The sequence below is a fragment of the Clostridium sp. CTA-6 genome, from assembly GCF_054768115.1.
Genome location: NZ_BAAAAU010000001.1, coordinates 521,200 through 535,919 on the forward strand (window position 1 = coordinate 521,200; position 14,720 = coordinate 535,919).

The following is a 14,720-nucleotide window of genomic DNA, read 5'->3' on the forward strand; positions in this document are numbered from 1 at the left end:
AATTTAAGCTGTAGTCTTGCTGTTAAATACCCTATATATATCTTAGAAAATTAAATAAAATTATCCCTTTTAGAAAATATAGCACAAGTAATAGATGTAAATATAATTATATAGGCTACTAATATACTTAAGATCCAATAATTTAATACAGGATGTTCAGCTAAAACCAAACATATACCAATATGTTGAATCTTAGGAATAGTGATTAAATAAAGTTTTTCGATTATTTTAATAAGATTTATATCATTATGTGGATTTCTAGTTAACATAATTCCACAATGCATAGTAACTTCTGAAAAAATGAAACTTCCTACTAAAAAACATATACATGCAGCTATAGTTCCTGTAGAACTTTTAAAGGTTACTGAGAAAAGAGCAAATACAGAAATTATTGCTAAAATCGTTAAAAATCCTAAGGCATAATATTTTAAAGAATAAAAAATAGCCTTTAAGTTACTTACGGTACTATTATGATAAAAAAGCTTTACTCTATATAATTTAGGTGCTATAAAATATCCAATTGCTGTAGATAATATAAAATACACTACAAAAAATATAAACATTGTAGCTATGATAGAGGCTATTTTTGCAAAATATATTTCTTTAAAGGAATAACCTCTCGTCATAATCAGTCTAATTTGACCCTTTCTATATTCCTCCGTAATAGATATACATACAAATAAAATAGCAATAAAATTAAATAAAGTAGGTAACATTTCCTGGAACATCATAAAGGAATAGTTACCGAAGGAAGTATATTCAGCACTATTTATAGATAACTTCAAATTATTTCCAAGGTAATATTCTGAAGAACCTATTATAGAAAGAGGTATCAGCATAAAACAAAATAAAGTTAATTTGTTCTTCCATAACCTTTCAAACTCACTTTTAAAGATCTCCATTATAAGGCTACCTCCTTAGTTTTTAATACTTGCAAAAACACCTCTTCAATATTGCCATCCCCCATGGAAAGTAATTCTTCTAAAGATCCTTTAAATTTTAACCTACCATGATTTATAATTATAATTCGACTGGAAAACTTTTGAAGCTCATCAAGTAAGTGACTAGATACTAAGAAGGTTATTTTAAATTCACTATTTAATTTTAAAATAATATCTCTTAAATCCTTAATTCCAATAGGATCTAACCCATTAGCTGGTTCATCTAAAATAATTATTTCAGGCTTTCCTAAAAGCGCCTGGGCAATACCTAACCTTTGTTTCATTCCTAGAGAATAGCTAGATACCTTATCATTTTCTCTATGTTTTAAATCTACTAGCGTTAGAACTTCATCTACTCTTTTTTCTCTTTCTTCCTTTGGAATATTGGGATGCAATCTTACAAGATTTTTTAAAATTTCTCTTCCTGTCATATACTCAAAAAATATAGGACATTCTACTATGGCTCCAAGATTTAAAAGAGCTCCCTTTCTATCTTTATTTACATCTATTCCATTAATTGAAATCTCTCCCTTAGTAGGTTTTATGAGACCTGTAAGTAATCTAATCATAGTTGTTTTACCTGCTCCATTAGGACCTACAAATCCATATATATCCCCCTTTTCAATATTAAAATTCATATTTTCTATAATAGTCTTTCCTTTAATATTTTTACTTAAATTTTTAACTTCTATTATATTATTCATCTCTAAATCCTCCCTTTCTTTTCTCTGCACTTTTATATTAAAGGATAATTTTAAAGATTTTATAAAGATTAGGAAAATTTTTATATTATATATTCCTACAAATTGCAGTTCATTTTACTAAAGTAATCTAAACTCGTTTTATTAAAATATCCTATGCTTATTGGTAATACATAGAATTTTATTTAAAGTTAGTAAAATAAGCACTATGAGTATTATTTAAGTTCAATAATACTCATAGTGCTTTTATTGATATTTAGATATTTTTATGTTAAATTTTTATTATGATTTTGTCCTGAAATAGTTCTCATATCAAGAAGTAAATCTTTGCATTTTATGCATAAAAAATATTGAAAATCCCCTATTCTGTTCTATAAATATTAACAGAATAGAGGAAATATCAATGCATTAATCTAATTTTATTAAATTAGTATACAACTTGAAAGACATTGTTAAGACACTTCTGCATTTTCAAATTGGCTATTGTAAAGAGAATAGTAAAAGCCTTTAGCTTTTAATAATTCTTCATGATTACCCTGTTCTATAATATCTCCATCTTTCATTACAAGAATTAAATCTGCATCTCTAATAGTAGATAATCTATGTGCAATTATAAAGCTAGTTCTTCCTTCCATTAAGTTTTCCATAGCTTTTTGTATAAGTAATTCTGTACGAGTATCTACAGAGCTAGTTGCCTCGTCTAATATTAATATTTTAGGATCTGACAATATTGCACGAGCGATGGTTAGTAATTGTTTTTGTCCTTGGGAAATATTACTTGCTTCTTCATTTAGTTCCATATCATATGACTTTGGTAAAGTCTCTACAAAATTATGAACATGAGCTGATTTTGCTGCTTTAATTATCTCTTCATCACTAGCTCCAAGCTTTCCATAGGCTATATTTTCCTTTATAGTACCTGTAAACAAGAAAGTATCTTGAAGTACCATTCCAAATATTTTACGCAAATCTGCTCTTTTAAAGTCATTTATATTATGTCCATCTATAAATATTCCACCCTTATTTACATCATAAAAACGCATTAAAAGTTTAATCATAGTGGTCTTACCTGCTCCTGTTGGTCCTACAATAGCTACCTTTTGTCCTGGTTTAATTTTAGCTGAAAAATCATTTATGATAATTTTATCCTTATTATATCCAAATTTAACATTTTTAAATTCAACTTCTCCATAAACTTTTTGAAGTTTAACAGGATTTTCTGTTTCTTTAACTTCCTCTTCCTCTTCTAAAAATTCAAAAACCCTTTCTGCACTAGCTGCTGTAGATTGAAGCACGTTAGCTATTTGAGCTACCTGTGATATAGGTTGGGTAAAACTTCTAACATATTGAATAAAAGATAAAATATCTCCAACTTCAATAGTTTTCTTTATGGCAAGCCATCCACCTAAAATAGATACAAGCACATATCCTATATTACCTATAAAGGACATAATTGGCATCATCATTCCAGATAAGAACTGAGATTTCCAAGCTGAACTATAAAGCTTATCATTTATTTTATCAAACTCTTCTATAGCTTCTTGTTCTCTATTAAAGGCCTTCATTATATTATGTCCACCATAAATTTCCTCTACATGACCATTAATATTACCTAAATCTTCTTGCTGAGCCTTAAAATATTTTTGTGATTTTTTTACGACGAGCATTATAATCATCATGGATACAGGTAATATTAATAAAGCTACAATGGTCATTTGCCAACTTATAGATAACATCATAATTAATACACCTATTATTGTAACAACAGAAGTAATTATTTGAGACATACTTTGATTTAAGGTTTGACTCACTGTATCTACATCATTAGTAACTCTAGATAATACTTCTCCATGAGTTTTATTGTCAAAATACTTAATAGGCATACGGTTTATTTTTTCAGAAATTTCACGTCTAAATTCATAAGAAATTTTTTGAGCCACTGAAGACATTATATATCCCTGTACAAAAGAAAATATAGCACTTATTATATATAATACAAGAAGTAAAATTATTATTTTACCTATATAATCAAAATCAATTAAAGCACCTTTTACTCCAGTAACCTTTTGTACTAATCCTTCAAATAATTTTGTAGTAGCTTTTCCTAAGATTTTAGGTCCTACTATAGAAAAAGCCGCACTACCTATAGCAAGAACAATTACAAAAATTATAGACATTTTATAAGGCATTATATATTTACCTAAATTTTTCATGGTACCCTTAAAATCTTTTGCCTTTTCAACTGCTCCCATAGGACCACCATGACGTGAGCCAAAACCACCTTTTCTTCTATTTTCTATTTTTTTATTGCTCATGATAAAAGTTCCTCCTTTGAAAGTTGTGATAAGGCAATTTCCTTATAAACTTCACAATTTTTCATTAATTCATCATGGGTACCCATTCCAACCATTTTTCCTTCATCTAATACAATTATCTTATCCGCATTTATTATAGTACTTATTCTTTGGGCTACAATTAATACTGTACTTTCCTTTGTTTCATCCTTTAAAGCCTTTCTAAGTGTTGCATCTGTTTTAAAGTCAAGGGCTGAAAAACTATCATCAAAAATATATATATCTGGTTTTTTTACAATGGCACGTGCAATAGAAAGTCTTTGTTTTTGTCCTCCAGAAACATTAGTACCTCCTTGGGATACCTCTGTCTTAAAGCCCTGTTCTTTAGATTCTATAAATTCCATAGCTTGAGCTATTCTTGTTGCTTTTTCTATATCTTTATCTGTAGCTGATTCATTACCATATTTAATATTACTTTCTATAGTGCCTGAAAATAATATTCCTTTTTGTGGTACGTAACCTATTTTTTCTCTTAAACGCCTTTGAGATATCTCTTTTAAATTAACCCCGTCTATTAATATTTCTCCTTCTGTTACATCATAAAATCTTGGTATTAGATTTATTAGAGTGGATTTACCACTACCTGTACTTCCTATAAAAGCTGTAGTTTCTCCTGGCAGTGCACTAAATGTAATATTAGAAAGTACATCCTTTTGTGCGCCTTCATATCTAAAGGAAACATTTTTAAATTCTATATATCCTTTTTTATAATTTGTGAACTCTTTTGGCTTTTCTATATCTTTAATAGTTATTGGTACATCTATAACTTCACTTATACGCTGAGCTGATACGGAAGCACGTGGAAGCATAATAGATACTATGGAAATCATTAAAAATGCCATAATTATTTGCATTGTATATTGCATAAAGGCCATCATATTTCCTACCTGCATAGCTCCTGCATCTACCTGATGAGATCCTACCCATACAATTAATAAAGTTATAAGATTCATAATTAACATCATCATTGGCATCATCATCGTCATTGCACGATTTATAAATAAATTAGTACGTGTTAACTCTTTATTAGTTTTATCGAATTTTTCTTCCTCATGCTTTTCAGTATTAAAAGCACGTATAACTAACATTCCTATTAAAGATTCACGAGTTATTAAGTTTATTTTGTCTATTAATTTTTGAACTCTTTTAAATTTAGGAATAGCTAATCCAAATAAAACAATAACTAAAGTTAAAATAGCCATAACTGCTACAGCTATGATCCAGGCCATAGAGGTATCTGTTTTTAGTACTTTAAGTATTCCACCTATACCTAAAATAGGTGCATAAAATACTATTCTAAGCAACATTACCATAAAAGTTTGAACCTGTTGAATATCGTTTGTACTTCTTGTAATTAAAGAAGCTGTAGAAAATTTATCAAATTCTCCCTTAGAAAAATCGGTAACCTTTGTAAATACATTTCTTCTAAGATTTTTTCCAAGTCCTGCAGCTACTCTTGCAGCTAGCATAGCAACCATAACTGTAGCCACCATACTAAGTAATGCTAAAAGTAGCATTTTAAATCCTTCCTTAAGAATGTAGCTTGATTGAAGTTTATCTGTATCTACTCCCATAGCTTTATACTCATCCTTAACAAAAATAACTGCTGACTGAGTAATCATACTTTCAGGCATATCCTTAAATTTTTTATCTAAACTTTCTTTTATTACATTAATTTGTTCCTTTGGCATATTTAAAAATGAATTAGCATTCCCTTTAGACATTTCACTTTTGGAAGGAACTTTAGTCATTTGATCTTCTGAAGAGGTTTTTATCTTATCATTTTGTTCAGATTGTGGATTCACTTTATTAGCTTTATTTTGAGGCGCTGATTCTTTAGCAATATTATTTGACTTTGACATATCAGCTTTTTCCATTCCCCCTACCATAATTATTGGTTTTGCTAATATACTGTTTAGTTCATTTATTGTATTTTTATCCTTTGTATTTAATTTATAAATAGGTTCTTTATTAAGATTTGGATAATCCTTTAAATAATTTTCAAAATCATCTTTAGAAAGGTTTTTCTTATCTAATAGTATGTAATTATCTTCTATTTTTTTTACATCCCCTTCATCTAAAAAAACCTTAATTTTATCCAATTCACTTTTACGAATTACTTTTGGTACTGCATTATCTACCCCGCCTTGTTGAATGCCTACATTAACAATATTAGACATATAATCTGGTAAGGATAGATCACATACAGCTTGCACAAATAAAAGCCCTAATACTAGAAGTATTGAAGCAATAAATGGTTTTAAGTGCTTTATTATCTTTAACATTCAATATCATCTCTCCATTTCGTCCATTTTATAAATGATTAAATTTATAAAAAGCTATTATTATATTGTTCCTAACTAAGATAAATAATTCCCCCTTAAAAAATTAAATTTATAATGATTATATTTCCTGTTTTTAACAATGTAATCATTATAAATTCATAACTATTATATTTTAATATATTTTATGTGTCAATAACTTTTGTATTGTAAAATTATGAAAAATACAATATAATTTAATTAAAAATCTTTAAAATATACACTATCTTACCTTCGCCTATGTCAATATAATAGTTATATTTTCATAACTATTATATTTTAATATATTTTATATGTCAATAACTTTTTTATATTGTATAATAAGGTTGAATACAATATAATGTAATTAGAGCATAAAATTAACTAAGGAGGATAAAAATGAATAATACTCAACTTAATGAAATATCTCAAGATCTATATGATTTATTATTAAATTTACATAAAAAACTTTTGAATCCAGATGAGTTAAAGAAAAAATTCCCTCTACCTCCCTCCCATGTAAAAGTTATTGTTTATCTTAAGCATAATGGCAATTGTTCTATTTCTAAAATTGCTAAGGATTTATTAATTTCTAAACCTAATATGACTCCTATCATTGATAAACTAATTTCTGAAAATATGGTTACTAGATATACTGACTCAAAGGATAGAAGAGTTATAAGAGTTGAATTAACAGAAAAAGGATCAATCTTTATAAAGGATCAAGAAAAATTAGTAAAGACTTTGCTAACAGAAAAAATATCTAATCTTTCTTCTGAAGATTTACAATACCTTAGCGACCATATAATAGGAATAAAAAATATTATTTTAAAAATAAATTAATTTTTTGTAAATGTAACATAGTATAAAATAATTTTAATACTTAAAAATCCATTATTAACAATAACTTTTTTATATGATTACATATAAAATCAAATCTATATTTAAATAGAATTAATTGAAATTACATATAATCTAATATTGCTTTTTAAAACTATTACCCCTTAATTTATTATTATATATAATAATAAATTAAGGGGTAATTATTTATGGAATAATTTTTAATTTCAGGTTGAATTCACTTATGAAATATATTTTCTTAGTCTAGAAATAACTTATGAAGTTGGATAAAAACACCTATATACAACTTTAAACTACTCTTTTAAATTCAATATATAGAAATCTTGGTACAGTAAATCTATCATAAATATTTTATTTCTCAAAATTTCCCCTCTATTAATTAATACTTTTAGTGCTTCACTTACCTGTATAGAAGCCACTAAAGCTGGTGTAAAAGAAGGATTTCCAAGAACATCTTCTATGCCCTTTTTACTTTTATTCTTATAAATAATATCCAGTGTTCTATCCCCCGGAAATATAGTTGTTACTTGTCCATACCAGCCTGCAATAGCACCATGAATAAATGGTATTCTAAGCTTCTCACAACTTTCTTGTAATAAAAATCTAGTTTCTATATTATCCACAGCATCAATAACTATATAATGTTCTTTTAAAATATCTAATACATTATCCTTATTTATAAATGTTGTAATAGGATTTACATATATTAAATCATTAACTATTTTCATTCTTTTTTTAGCTTCTATAGCTTTATTTTTTCCTAAATTTAAATCATTACTAATAATTTGTCTGTTCAAATTAGATTCGCTAAAATTATCACCATCCACTGCTGTTATATAGCCTATTCCAATTCTTCCTAGCATCTCAATTATATATCCACCTAGTCCTCCACATCCAACTACGCAGACTTTAAAATCTTTAAGTTTTTCATTTTCCTCTAAAGAAAGAGTTTTTATATTTCTATCATATCTAGACATTCTATCCTCCTCCTACTGGTGGGAATAAAGATAATACATCTCCATCCTTTAATAAAGTATCCACATTTCCATCTCTTCCATTAATAAGTAATATAGCCACTTCTTCTACTTTAATATTTAATTTTTCAAGTATATGCCTTGGGGTTATATTTTCCTTATTTATTTCCATAAAATATTTTTTATCTCTTCCTTCTCTAAAATATGCAAATAATCTTACTTCAATTTTCAAAAATTCACCCCCTTATCTTTATATTAAAATTATAGAAAGGCTTTTATTTTTTTAGTTTTGAAAGCCTTTCTATTTTTAAATATTTACTATCTGCTTTTAATGCATCTTTATTTCATAATTATTTTCATCTGATTATCTATTTATCCGATGACTACCCGCTCTAATACTCCCATCTTCTCCAAAGTGGGAGTAAAGAGCGGGTACTTCCCTGGATAACAATTTCTAAACTTCAGTTGGAGTAAAAACTCCCTCTGAAGCCAAGAACTCTGTTTATATTTCCTACTTTATATATTCTTCAAGCCCTAATTTTTTCAATGTATCCTCTGATGGTATACCATTCTTGTCCCATCCTCTTATTGCATAATATTCTGGAAGTAATTCACTTAATTTATGAACACATCCCTTAGAAGGTCCTTCTGGAATAGGTTCTTTAAGCAATCTTTTTGGAAGGGTATCATGGGAACTGTCTATGCCAGCTTTTAAATTAAATAACTTTTCTAATGTCCAAATTCTATCTCCTGCTTCCATTATAGATTCTGCATCATGTAACTTACCACCTACAACTACATTATACATATCTACATAATCCTGTACGCCAAGTCCAAAAGTTGTAAATATGCACAATCCTAAAGAATCTATTACAGCTGTTAAGTCGTGGAATATTTTAGCATAGGCTGCCTTTCCTTCTAGAGAGAATCTGTCAAGTTTTTCTGGATATCCTAGTATTTCCGGACTTATCATATAACCTTTTATATGACAACCACCTCTATTGTTAACTGCATAAGTTATACCATGTCCTTGAATTCCTCTTGGATCATAAGCTGGTAATTCTTGCTTTTTAACTGTCATAGAGAACTCTGGAACACCATAGGATTCACATAATCTATAGGATCCATCTGCCATTTTATCTCCAAAACCTTCCCTTAATGCCATCTTTTTTGTCCATCCAACAACAGCCTCTGCATCTCCCCATTTTAAAGATAATCCATCCTCTTTTATATCTTCATCCTTTATATATCCTTTTTCATATAGCTCCATGGCTGCTGCAATGGTAGCCCCTGCTGAAATTGTATCGAGACCATATTCATTACAAAGCATATTAGCTACATTAATAGCATTTAAATCATATACGTCACAGTCAGATCCAAAGGACCATAAAGTCTCATATTCTGGGCCTCCACATTCTGTACCATCATCTAATTTTACCCATCTACCACAGGCTATTGGACATCTATAACATGGATTTTTTCTTACAAGACAATCCTCTGTAAGAGTTTCTCCACTTATTTTATCAGCCTCATCTGTATAGGATTTTTGGAAATTTCTCACGGGATGTACGCCATTTTCATTAATTATATTTACAAGTACAGCAGAACCATAAGTAGGTAGTCCTCCACCTGCAACTGGATCTTCTCTTAATATTTTAATTTTTTCTAAGGATACTTTTTTTGCTTCCTCTTCATTAAACACTTTAACTTTTCCAGAACCTTTAACTACTATGGCTTTTAAATTCTTTGAACCCATTACAGCTCCAACGCCACCTCTTCCTGCTGCTCTATCTATATCATTCATAATAGCTGCCATAAGAGATAATTTTTCTCCTGCAGGCCCTATACATAGTACTTTTGCTCTTTCATTGTTCTCATTACAAAGAATTTTTGTAGTTTCTAATGAAGTCTTACCCCATAGATGATTTGCTTCTTTTATTTCTATTTTATCATCTTCTATGTTTACATAAACAGGTACATCTGATTTACCCTGTACTATTATCATATCGTATCCTGCATTTTTAAGTTCTGTTCCCCATTTTCCACCAGAGTTTGATATTGCAATAGTACCAGTTAAAGGCGCCTTTGTTACTACCATATATCTACCACTGGTTGGCATAGGAGCTCCAGTAATAGGACCTGTAACTATAACAAGTTTATTTTCAATAGATAATGGATCTATTTTAGGGTCTATTTCTTCTAATAAAGTCTTAACTCCAAGTCCTCTAGCCCCTATAAACTTTTTAGCCTTTTCTTCATCTAAAGACTCTAAAGTACATTCTCTATTTGTTAAATCAATTCTTAAAATCTTTCCATTATAACCATACATAAATAAATCCTCCTTATAAAAATTTATACATTACTTACTATATAATAAGATAATAAGCAAGTTTTATGCCAAAAAATTATAATTGTAAAAAAGAGAACATATATTATGTATAAACTAACATACTATGTCTATAGTTACTAGTAATAATATTTGTACAAACTCTATGAAAAAAACCATATTGGGTATATTTAAAGGCTTCTATATACCTAGATAAGAGCTTAACTCTATCTAAAGTCAAACTCTCTTCTTTGTATAATATATACCCTGTCTAAAAAAAATATTTAAATTATACTTACTTAAAGTTAATATTAAAAATAACAATCCTTTTTGTTCTATTTAGATACATTTTTTTATGTTTTATTGTTCTTTTTTGGAACTTTGTTCTATATTAGTACAGTGAGTATTTTTCTATTTTTCTATAAAGAGTATTTCTTCCTATACCTAGAGCCTTTGCAGCGGAAGAAACATTACCATCAAACTTATTTAATACCTCTTTAATGTGGTTTTTCTCCACAATTTCAAGATTAAACACCATAGTTTCTTCTTTTGCCTTATCTCTAACTTCCTTGCTACTATGATGGTTTATATTATTAATAATTTCAACACTTTCTGCATTTATTATCAATTCTACTATATTTTCTAATTCCCTTATATTACCTGGCCAATGATAATTAATAAGCCTTTCCATATATGCAGGTGGTATTTCTACCTTCCTTTTATTTAAATGTTTAGATGTTTTGTTCATAAAATAATTTATAAGTAAAGGTATATCCTCTCGTCTTTCTTTTAATGCTGGTAAATATACTGGTAATACATTTATTCTATAAAACAAATCCTTTCTAAAATTCCCCTTCTCTACCTCTTCTCTTAAATCCTTATTAGTAGCAGCTATTATTCTAGAATTTACAGGTATTTGTTTAGAACTTCCTATTCTATTTATAACGCCCTCTTCTATAACCCTTAAAAGTTTTATCTGCATATCTAAGGGCATTTCTCCTATTTCATCAAGAAATATTGTTCCACCATGGGAATTTTCAAATTTTCCTCTATATCCTCCTCTTTTTGCTCCAGTAAAGGCTCCCTCTTCATATCCAAAAAGTTCAGATTCAATTAAATTTCTTGGGATAGCTCCACAATTAACAGCTATAAAGGGCTTATCTTTTCTATCACTATAGTTGTGTATTGACTGTGCAAAAACTTCCTTTCCCGTTCCACTATCACCAGTAATAAGTATAGTAGATCTGCTATCTGCAATTTTCTTTGAATAATCTATTATATTAAGAAGTTTTTTGCTTTCACCTATAATTTTATCAAAGGTATAGATAGCTTGACCACTAAGTATTTTTCCTGCAAGTTTCCGAGTTTTTTGTATATCTGAAAGTAAACAGGTTACTTCAATAATTCTCATGGATGAATCATATATAGGATAGGCACTCAAATTTAATTGAAGTTTATTTTTAAGACAGTGTACATATACATCTTCATCTACAAAACTCCCTTTGTCATAGATCTCATCTAAAACCATAGACCAGTCAGGTATTAAATCCCACATCTTCATACTTTTTATATCATTTTCATTAAAACCTAAAAGTTCTATAGCGTTGTTGTTTATAGTCTTTATTGCACCTGACAAATCCACCCTTAATATAGCTCTCTGTATAGAATTAAAGACATTTTCAATACTCTTTTTGGATACCTGCAAAGCTCTATTATAATTATTTAATTCTATCATTTTTTCAATGGCATTAGTTGCAGCCACTACCATTCCTAAGGTATGAGAATGTACATTTTCACTATATCCTGTCAAATCAAGAGTACCAATTATTTTCCCATTAATATCTTTTATGGGAGCTGCAGAACAAGTCCATCTATGATAAGCTTTAACATAGTGTTCCTCTCCAGATATCTGAATTGGAGACTTTTCACTTAAAGCCATCCCCATGGCGTTTGTCCCCATATTTTTTTCATCCATATAGGCTCCTGGAATCATTTTTACATTAAAAGCTTCCTTTAATATACTCTCATCTCCTATGACATTTAGTATACAACCATCCCCATCTGTAAGAATAACGAAAAAGTTAGAGCCTTTAACAAATTGATAGAGCTTGTTCATAAAAGGTGTAGCAATAATAATTAACTCTGAATTATTATTTAGTTCCCTTTTAAGTTCTTCATCCCTTATTATTTTTTTACTGTATACTAAATCTTTATTAATCCCTAAACTATTACACTTTTCGTGAGACTTTAATACGCAAAATTTTTCTTTTACAAAATCATTCTTCATATAAATCTTCCCCTTTAAGATAAAGACAACTTATCAAGTTATTAAAATTTTAAACCTGGGATAAGACCTCTATTTCATCATTGGGTTTAATAAAGCCTTCCTTTAATACTTTTGTAAAAATCCCTTCTCTAGGCATTATGCAATCTCCTATAAGATTTCTTATTTCACATCCTGCATGACATTCCTTACCTATTTGAGTTACCTCCATAAGTACTTCACCTATTTTTAATTTAGTTCCAATAGGTAATTCATACAAAATCAAGCCCTCTGTAGTTATATTTTCTGCAAATTTACCTGTACATAGTCCTTGAAGACCTAACTTTTTCATTTTATCTATACTTTCTGTACCTAAAAGACTTACTTGTCTATGCCAGTTTCCAGCATGAGCATCTCCCACAAGACCGTGATCCACTTTAAATAACCCTTTATCTATAGGATGTTTTATCTCACCTTTTTTTTCACTTATATTAACTGCTATTACCTTTGCCATGTTATGATTCCTCCCTTTGAAATAATCCTGATTTTCCACCATCTTTTTTCATAAGTTTTACATTTGATATTATCATTTCTCTGTCTACAGCTTTACACATATCATATATAGTTAGAGCTGCTACTGTAACTGCAGTTAAAGCTTCCATTTCTACTCCTGTTTTCCCTGTATTTTTTACTGAGCATGTTATATCTATGTTATTGTTTTCAAAATCAAAATGAAAATTTATGTCACAACCATTTATCATTATGGGATGACACATGGGTATAATATTAGCGGTATTTTTTGCTGCCATAATACCTGCTACTTGAGCCACAGATAGCACATCTCCCTTTGATATAGTACCTTCTTTTATTTTATTTAAAGTTTCTCTCTTCATATTTATATGCCCATAGGCAATAGCCTCTCTTTTTGTATCTCCTTTACTGCCTACATCCACCATTTTTGCTCTTCCTTGCTTATTTATATGTGTTAAATTCATAAACTAGCCTCCAATCTGATACATCATTTTTTTGCTTTTACTTTTTTCTTCTTCTATCATATGATGTTCTAAGGGTTTATTATAAATAGCTTCATTTATCTTAGATAAAAGTGCTTGGTTATTTCCTACATAGTTTTTAAGATTTACTTCCTTTTCAGAATGAAGGCAAGGTTTCAATGTGCCCTCTGCAGTTAATCTTACTCTATTACAGCCACTACAAAATTTGCAACTCATAGGACTTATAAACCCAATATTTTCTTTAGATTCTTTAAATTTATATAATAGAGCCGTACTACTTTTATCAGTTTCCACAGGTATAAGATCTGTATTCTTGGATATTATTTCTTCTGAACTTATGTAACTATATTTGTATAATTTTCTACCTTCTCCTATAGGCATAAGTTCTATAAATCTTACGGATATGGGATATTCCTTTGTTAAATTCATAAAATCCTCTATTTCATCATCATTTATGCCCTTCATTATTACTGTATTAATTTTTATTGGTCTTATACCGATGGATAAAGATTTTTCAATGCTTTTAAAAACTTTATTAATATCCCCACCTCTTGTAATGCTCTTAAATCTATCTTCTTTTAAAGAATCAAGACTTATATTAACTCTTTTAAGACCAGCTTTTTTTAAATCCTCTACTCTATCTTCTAAAAGTGTAGCATTGGTAGTCATAGCAATATCCTTAATGGAACTTATTTTCGATGTATTGTAGATTAATTTATCTATATCTTTAAGTATAAGAGGCTCTCCACCTGTGAATCTAATTTTATCTATTCCTAATAAAGAAGCTTCTTTAACTACATTAAAAATCTCTTCATATCTCATTATATTATCATGTTCTTTTTTAACAATACCTTCAGGAGGCATACAATAAACACATCTTAAATTACATCTATCTGTTACAGATACTCTTAAATAGTTAATTTTTCTTCCATGCTTGTCTAACATTAACTTCCTCCTTTGTATAAAAATAATATTAATTAATATTTA

12 protein-coding genes are annotated in these 14,720 nt (G+C 28.8%); 1 reads left to right on the plus strand and 11 read right to left on the minus strand.

The window, feature by feature from the left end:
* Positions 1-50: 50 nt before the first annotated feature.
* From ACYUDJ_RS02260 to ACYUDJ_RS02275, 4 genes are all read right to left on the minus strand, one after another.
* Positions 51-902: an ABC transporter permease subunit gene (locus ACYUDJ_RS02260; protein WP_003485781.1), complete on the minus strand. Its 852-nt coding sequence runs from the start codon at positions 900-902 to the stop codon at positions 51-53.
* Entirely contained in the window at positions 902-1,645 is a 744-nt protein-coding gene (locus ACYUDJ_RS02265; RefSeq protein ID WP_042384947.1) for an ABC transporter ATP-binding protein, read from the minus strand. The genes ACYUDJ_RS02260 and ACYUDJ_RS02265 overlap by 1 nt, the downstream gene beginning before the upstream one ends.
* A gap of 449 nt (positions 1,646-2,094) precedes the next feature.
* Positions 2,095-3,957, minus strand: a complete 1,863-nt coding sequence (locus ACYUDJ_RS02270; protein WP_003485779.1) for an ABC transporter ATP-binding protein — start codon at positions 3,955-3,957, stop codon at positions 2,095-2,097.
* Positions 3,954-6,281 carry an ABC transporter ATP-binding protein gene (locus ACYUDJ_RS02275; RefSeq protein ID WP_003485778.1) on the minus strand — a complete coding sequence of 776 codons (2,328 nt, stop codon included), beginning with the start codon at positions 6,279-6,281 and terminating at the stop codon, positions 3,954-3,956. Before ACYUDJ_RS02275 ends, ACYUDJ_RS02270 begins: the two co-directional genes overlap by 4 nt.
* 414 nt (positions 6,282-6,695) lie before the next feature.
* Between ACYUDJ_RS02275 and ACYUDJ_RS02280 the strand changes: the two genes are divergently transcribed.
* The gene (locus tag ACYUDJ_RS02280; protein WP_003358480.1) at positions 6,696-7,139 is read left to right on the plus strand and encodes a MarR family winged helix-turn-helix transcriptional regulator; all 444 of its coding nucleotides are present in this window, start codon (positions 6,696-6,698) and stop codon (positions 7,137-7,139) included.
* 311 nt (positions 7,140-7,450) lie between these two features.
* Here the strand turns inward: ACYUDJ_RS02280 and ACYUDJ_RS02285 are convergent, their stop codons facing one another.
* The 7 genes from ACYUDJ_RS02285 to moaA all read right to left on the minus strand — a co-directional run bounded on the left by ACYUDJ_RS02285 (position 7,451) and on the right by moaA (position 14,678).
* A complete protein-coding gene (locus ACYUDJ_RS02285) occupies positions 7,451-8,134 on the minus strand; it encodes a HesA/MoeB/ThiF family protein (RefSeq protein ID WP_003485777.1) in 684 nt (227 codons plus the stop codon).
* Between the two features lies 1 nt (position 8,135).
* Positions 8,136-8,363, minus strand: coding sequence for a MoaD/ThiS family protein (locus ACYUDJ_RS02290; RefSeq protein WP_003485776.1), 228 nt, complete (start codon positions 8,361-8,363; stop codon positions 8,136-8,138).
* A gap of 279 nt (positions 8,364-8,642) precedes the next feature.
* The gene (locus ACYUDJ_RS02295) at positions 8,643-10,460 is read right to left on the minus strand and encodes an aldehyde ferredoxin oxidoreductase family protein (protein ID WP_003485775.1); all 1,818 of its coding nucleotides are present in this window, start codon (positions 10,458-10,460) and stop codon (positions 8,643-8,645) included.
* Between the two features lie 388 nt (positions 10,461-10,848).
* Positions 10,849-12,744 carry a sigma-54-dependent Fis family transcriptional regulator gene (locus tag ACYUDJ_RS02300; RefSeq protein WP_460289484.1) on the minus strand — a complete coding sequence of 632 codons (1,896 nt, stop codon included), beginning with the start codon at positions 12,742-12,744 and terminating at the stop codon, positions 10,849-10,851.
* Positions 12,745-12,793: 49 nt separating this feature from the next.
* Positions 12,794-13,234, minus strand: a complete 441-nt coding sequence (locus ACYUDJ_RS02305; protein WP_003485773.1) for an MOSC domain-containing protein — start codon at positions 13,232-13,234, stop codon at positions 12,794-12,796.
* A 1-nt stretch (position 13,235) separates the two neighbouring features.
* Complete coding sequence (gene moaC / locus ACYUDJ_RS02310) at positions 13,236-13,715, minus strand: cyclic pyranopterin monophosphate synthase MoaC (RefSeq protein ID WP_003485772.1); 480 nt, start codon at positions 13,713-13,715, stop codon at positions 13,236-13,238.
* A gap of 3 nt (positions 13,716-13,718) precedes the next feature.
* A complete protein-coding gene (gene moaA, locus ACYUDJ_RS02315; RefSeq protein WP_042384945.1) occupies positions 13,719-14,678 on the minus strand; it encodes a GTP 3',8-cyclase MoaA in 960 nt (319 codons plus the stop codon).
* Positions 14,679-14,720: the final 42 nt, after the last annotated feature.

Excerpts from the sequence above, each read along its gene's own strand:
- ACYUDJ_RS02260 (WP_003485781.1), bottom strand. The coding sequence starts at position 902 with ATGGAGATCTTTAAAAGTGAGTTTGAAAGGTTATGGAAGAACAAATTA.
- ACYUDJ_RS02265 (WP_042384947.1), bottom strand. The coding sequence starts at position 1,645 with ATGAATAATATAATAGAAGTTAAAAATTTAAGTAAAAATATTAAAGGA.
- ACYUDJ_RS02270 (WP_003485779.1), bottom strand. The coding sequence starts at position 3,957 with ATGAGCAATAAAAAAATAGAAAATAGAAGAAAAGGTGGTTTTGGCTCA.
- ACYUDJ_RS02275 (WP_003485778.1), bottom strand. The coding sequence starts at position 6,281 with ATGTTAAAGATAATAAAGCACTTAAAACCATTTATTGCTTCAATACTT.
- ACYUDJ_RS02280 (WP_003358480.1), top strand. The coding sequence starts at position 6,696 with ATGAATAATACTCAACTTAATGAAATATCTCAAGATCTATATGATTTA.
- ACYUDJ_RS02285 (WP_003485777.1), bottom strand. The coding sequence starts at position 8,134 with ATGTCTAGATATGATAGAAATATAAAAACTCTTTCTTTAGAGGAAAAT.
- ACYUDJ_RS02295 (WP_003485775.1), bottom strand. The coding sequence starts at position 10,460 with ATGTATGGTTATAATGGAAAGATTTTAAGAATTGATTTAACAAATAGA.
- ACYUDJ_RS02300 (WP_460289484.1), bottom strand. The coding sequence starts at position 12,744 with ATGAAGAATGATTTTGTAAAAGAAAAATTTTGCGTATTAAAGTCTCAC.
- ACYUDJ_RS02305 (WP_003485773.1), bottom strand. The coding sequence starts at position 13,234 with ATGGCAAAGGTAATAGCAGTTAATATAAGTGAAAAAAAAGGTGAGATA.
- moaC (WP_003485772.1), bottom strand. The coding sequence starts at position 13,715 with ATGAATTTAACACATATAAATAAGCAAGGAAGAGCAAAAATGGTGGAT.
- moaA (WP_042384945.1), bottom strand. The coding sequence starts at position 14,678 with ATGTTAGACAAGCATGGAAGAAAAATTAACTATTTAAGAGTATCTGTA.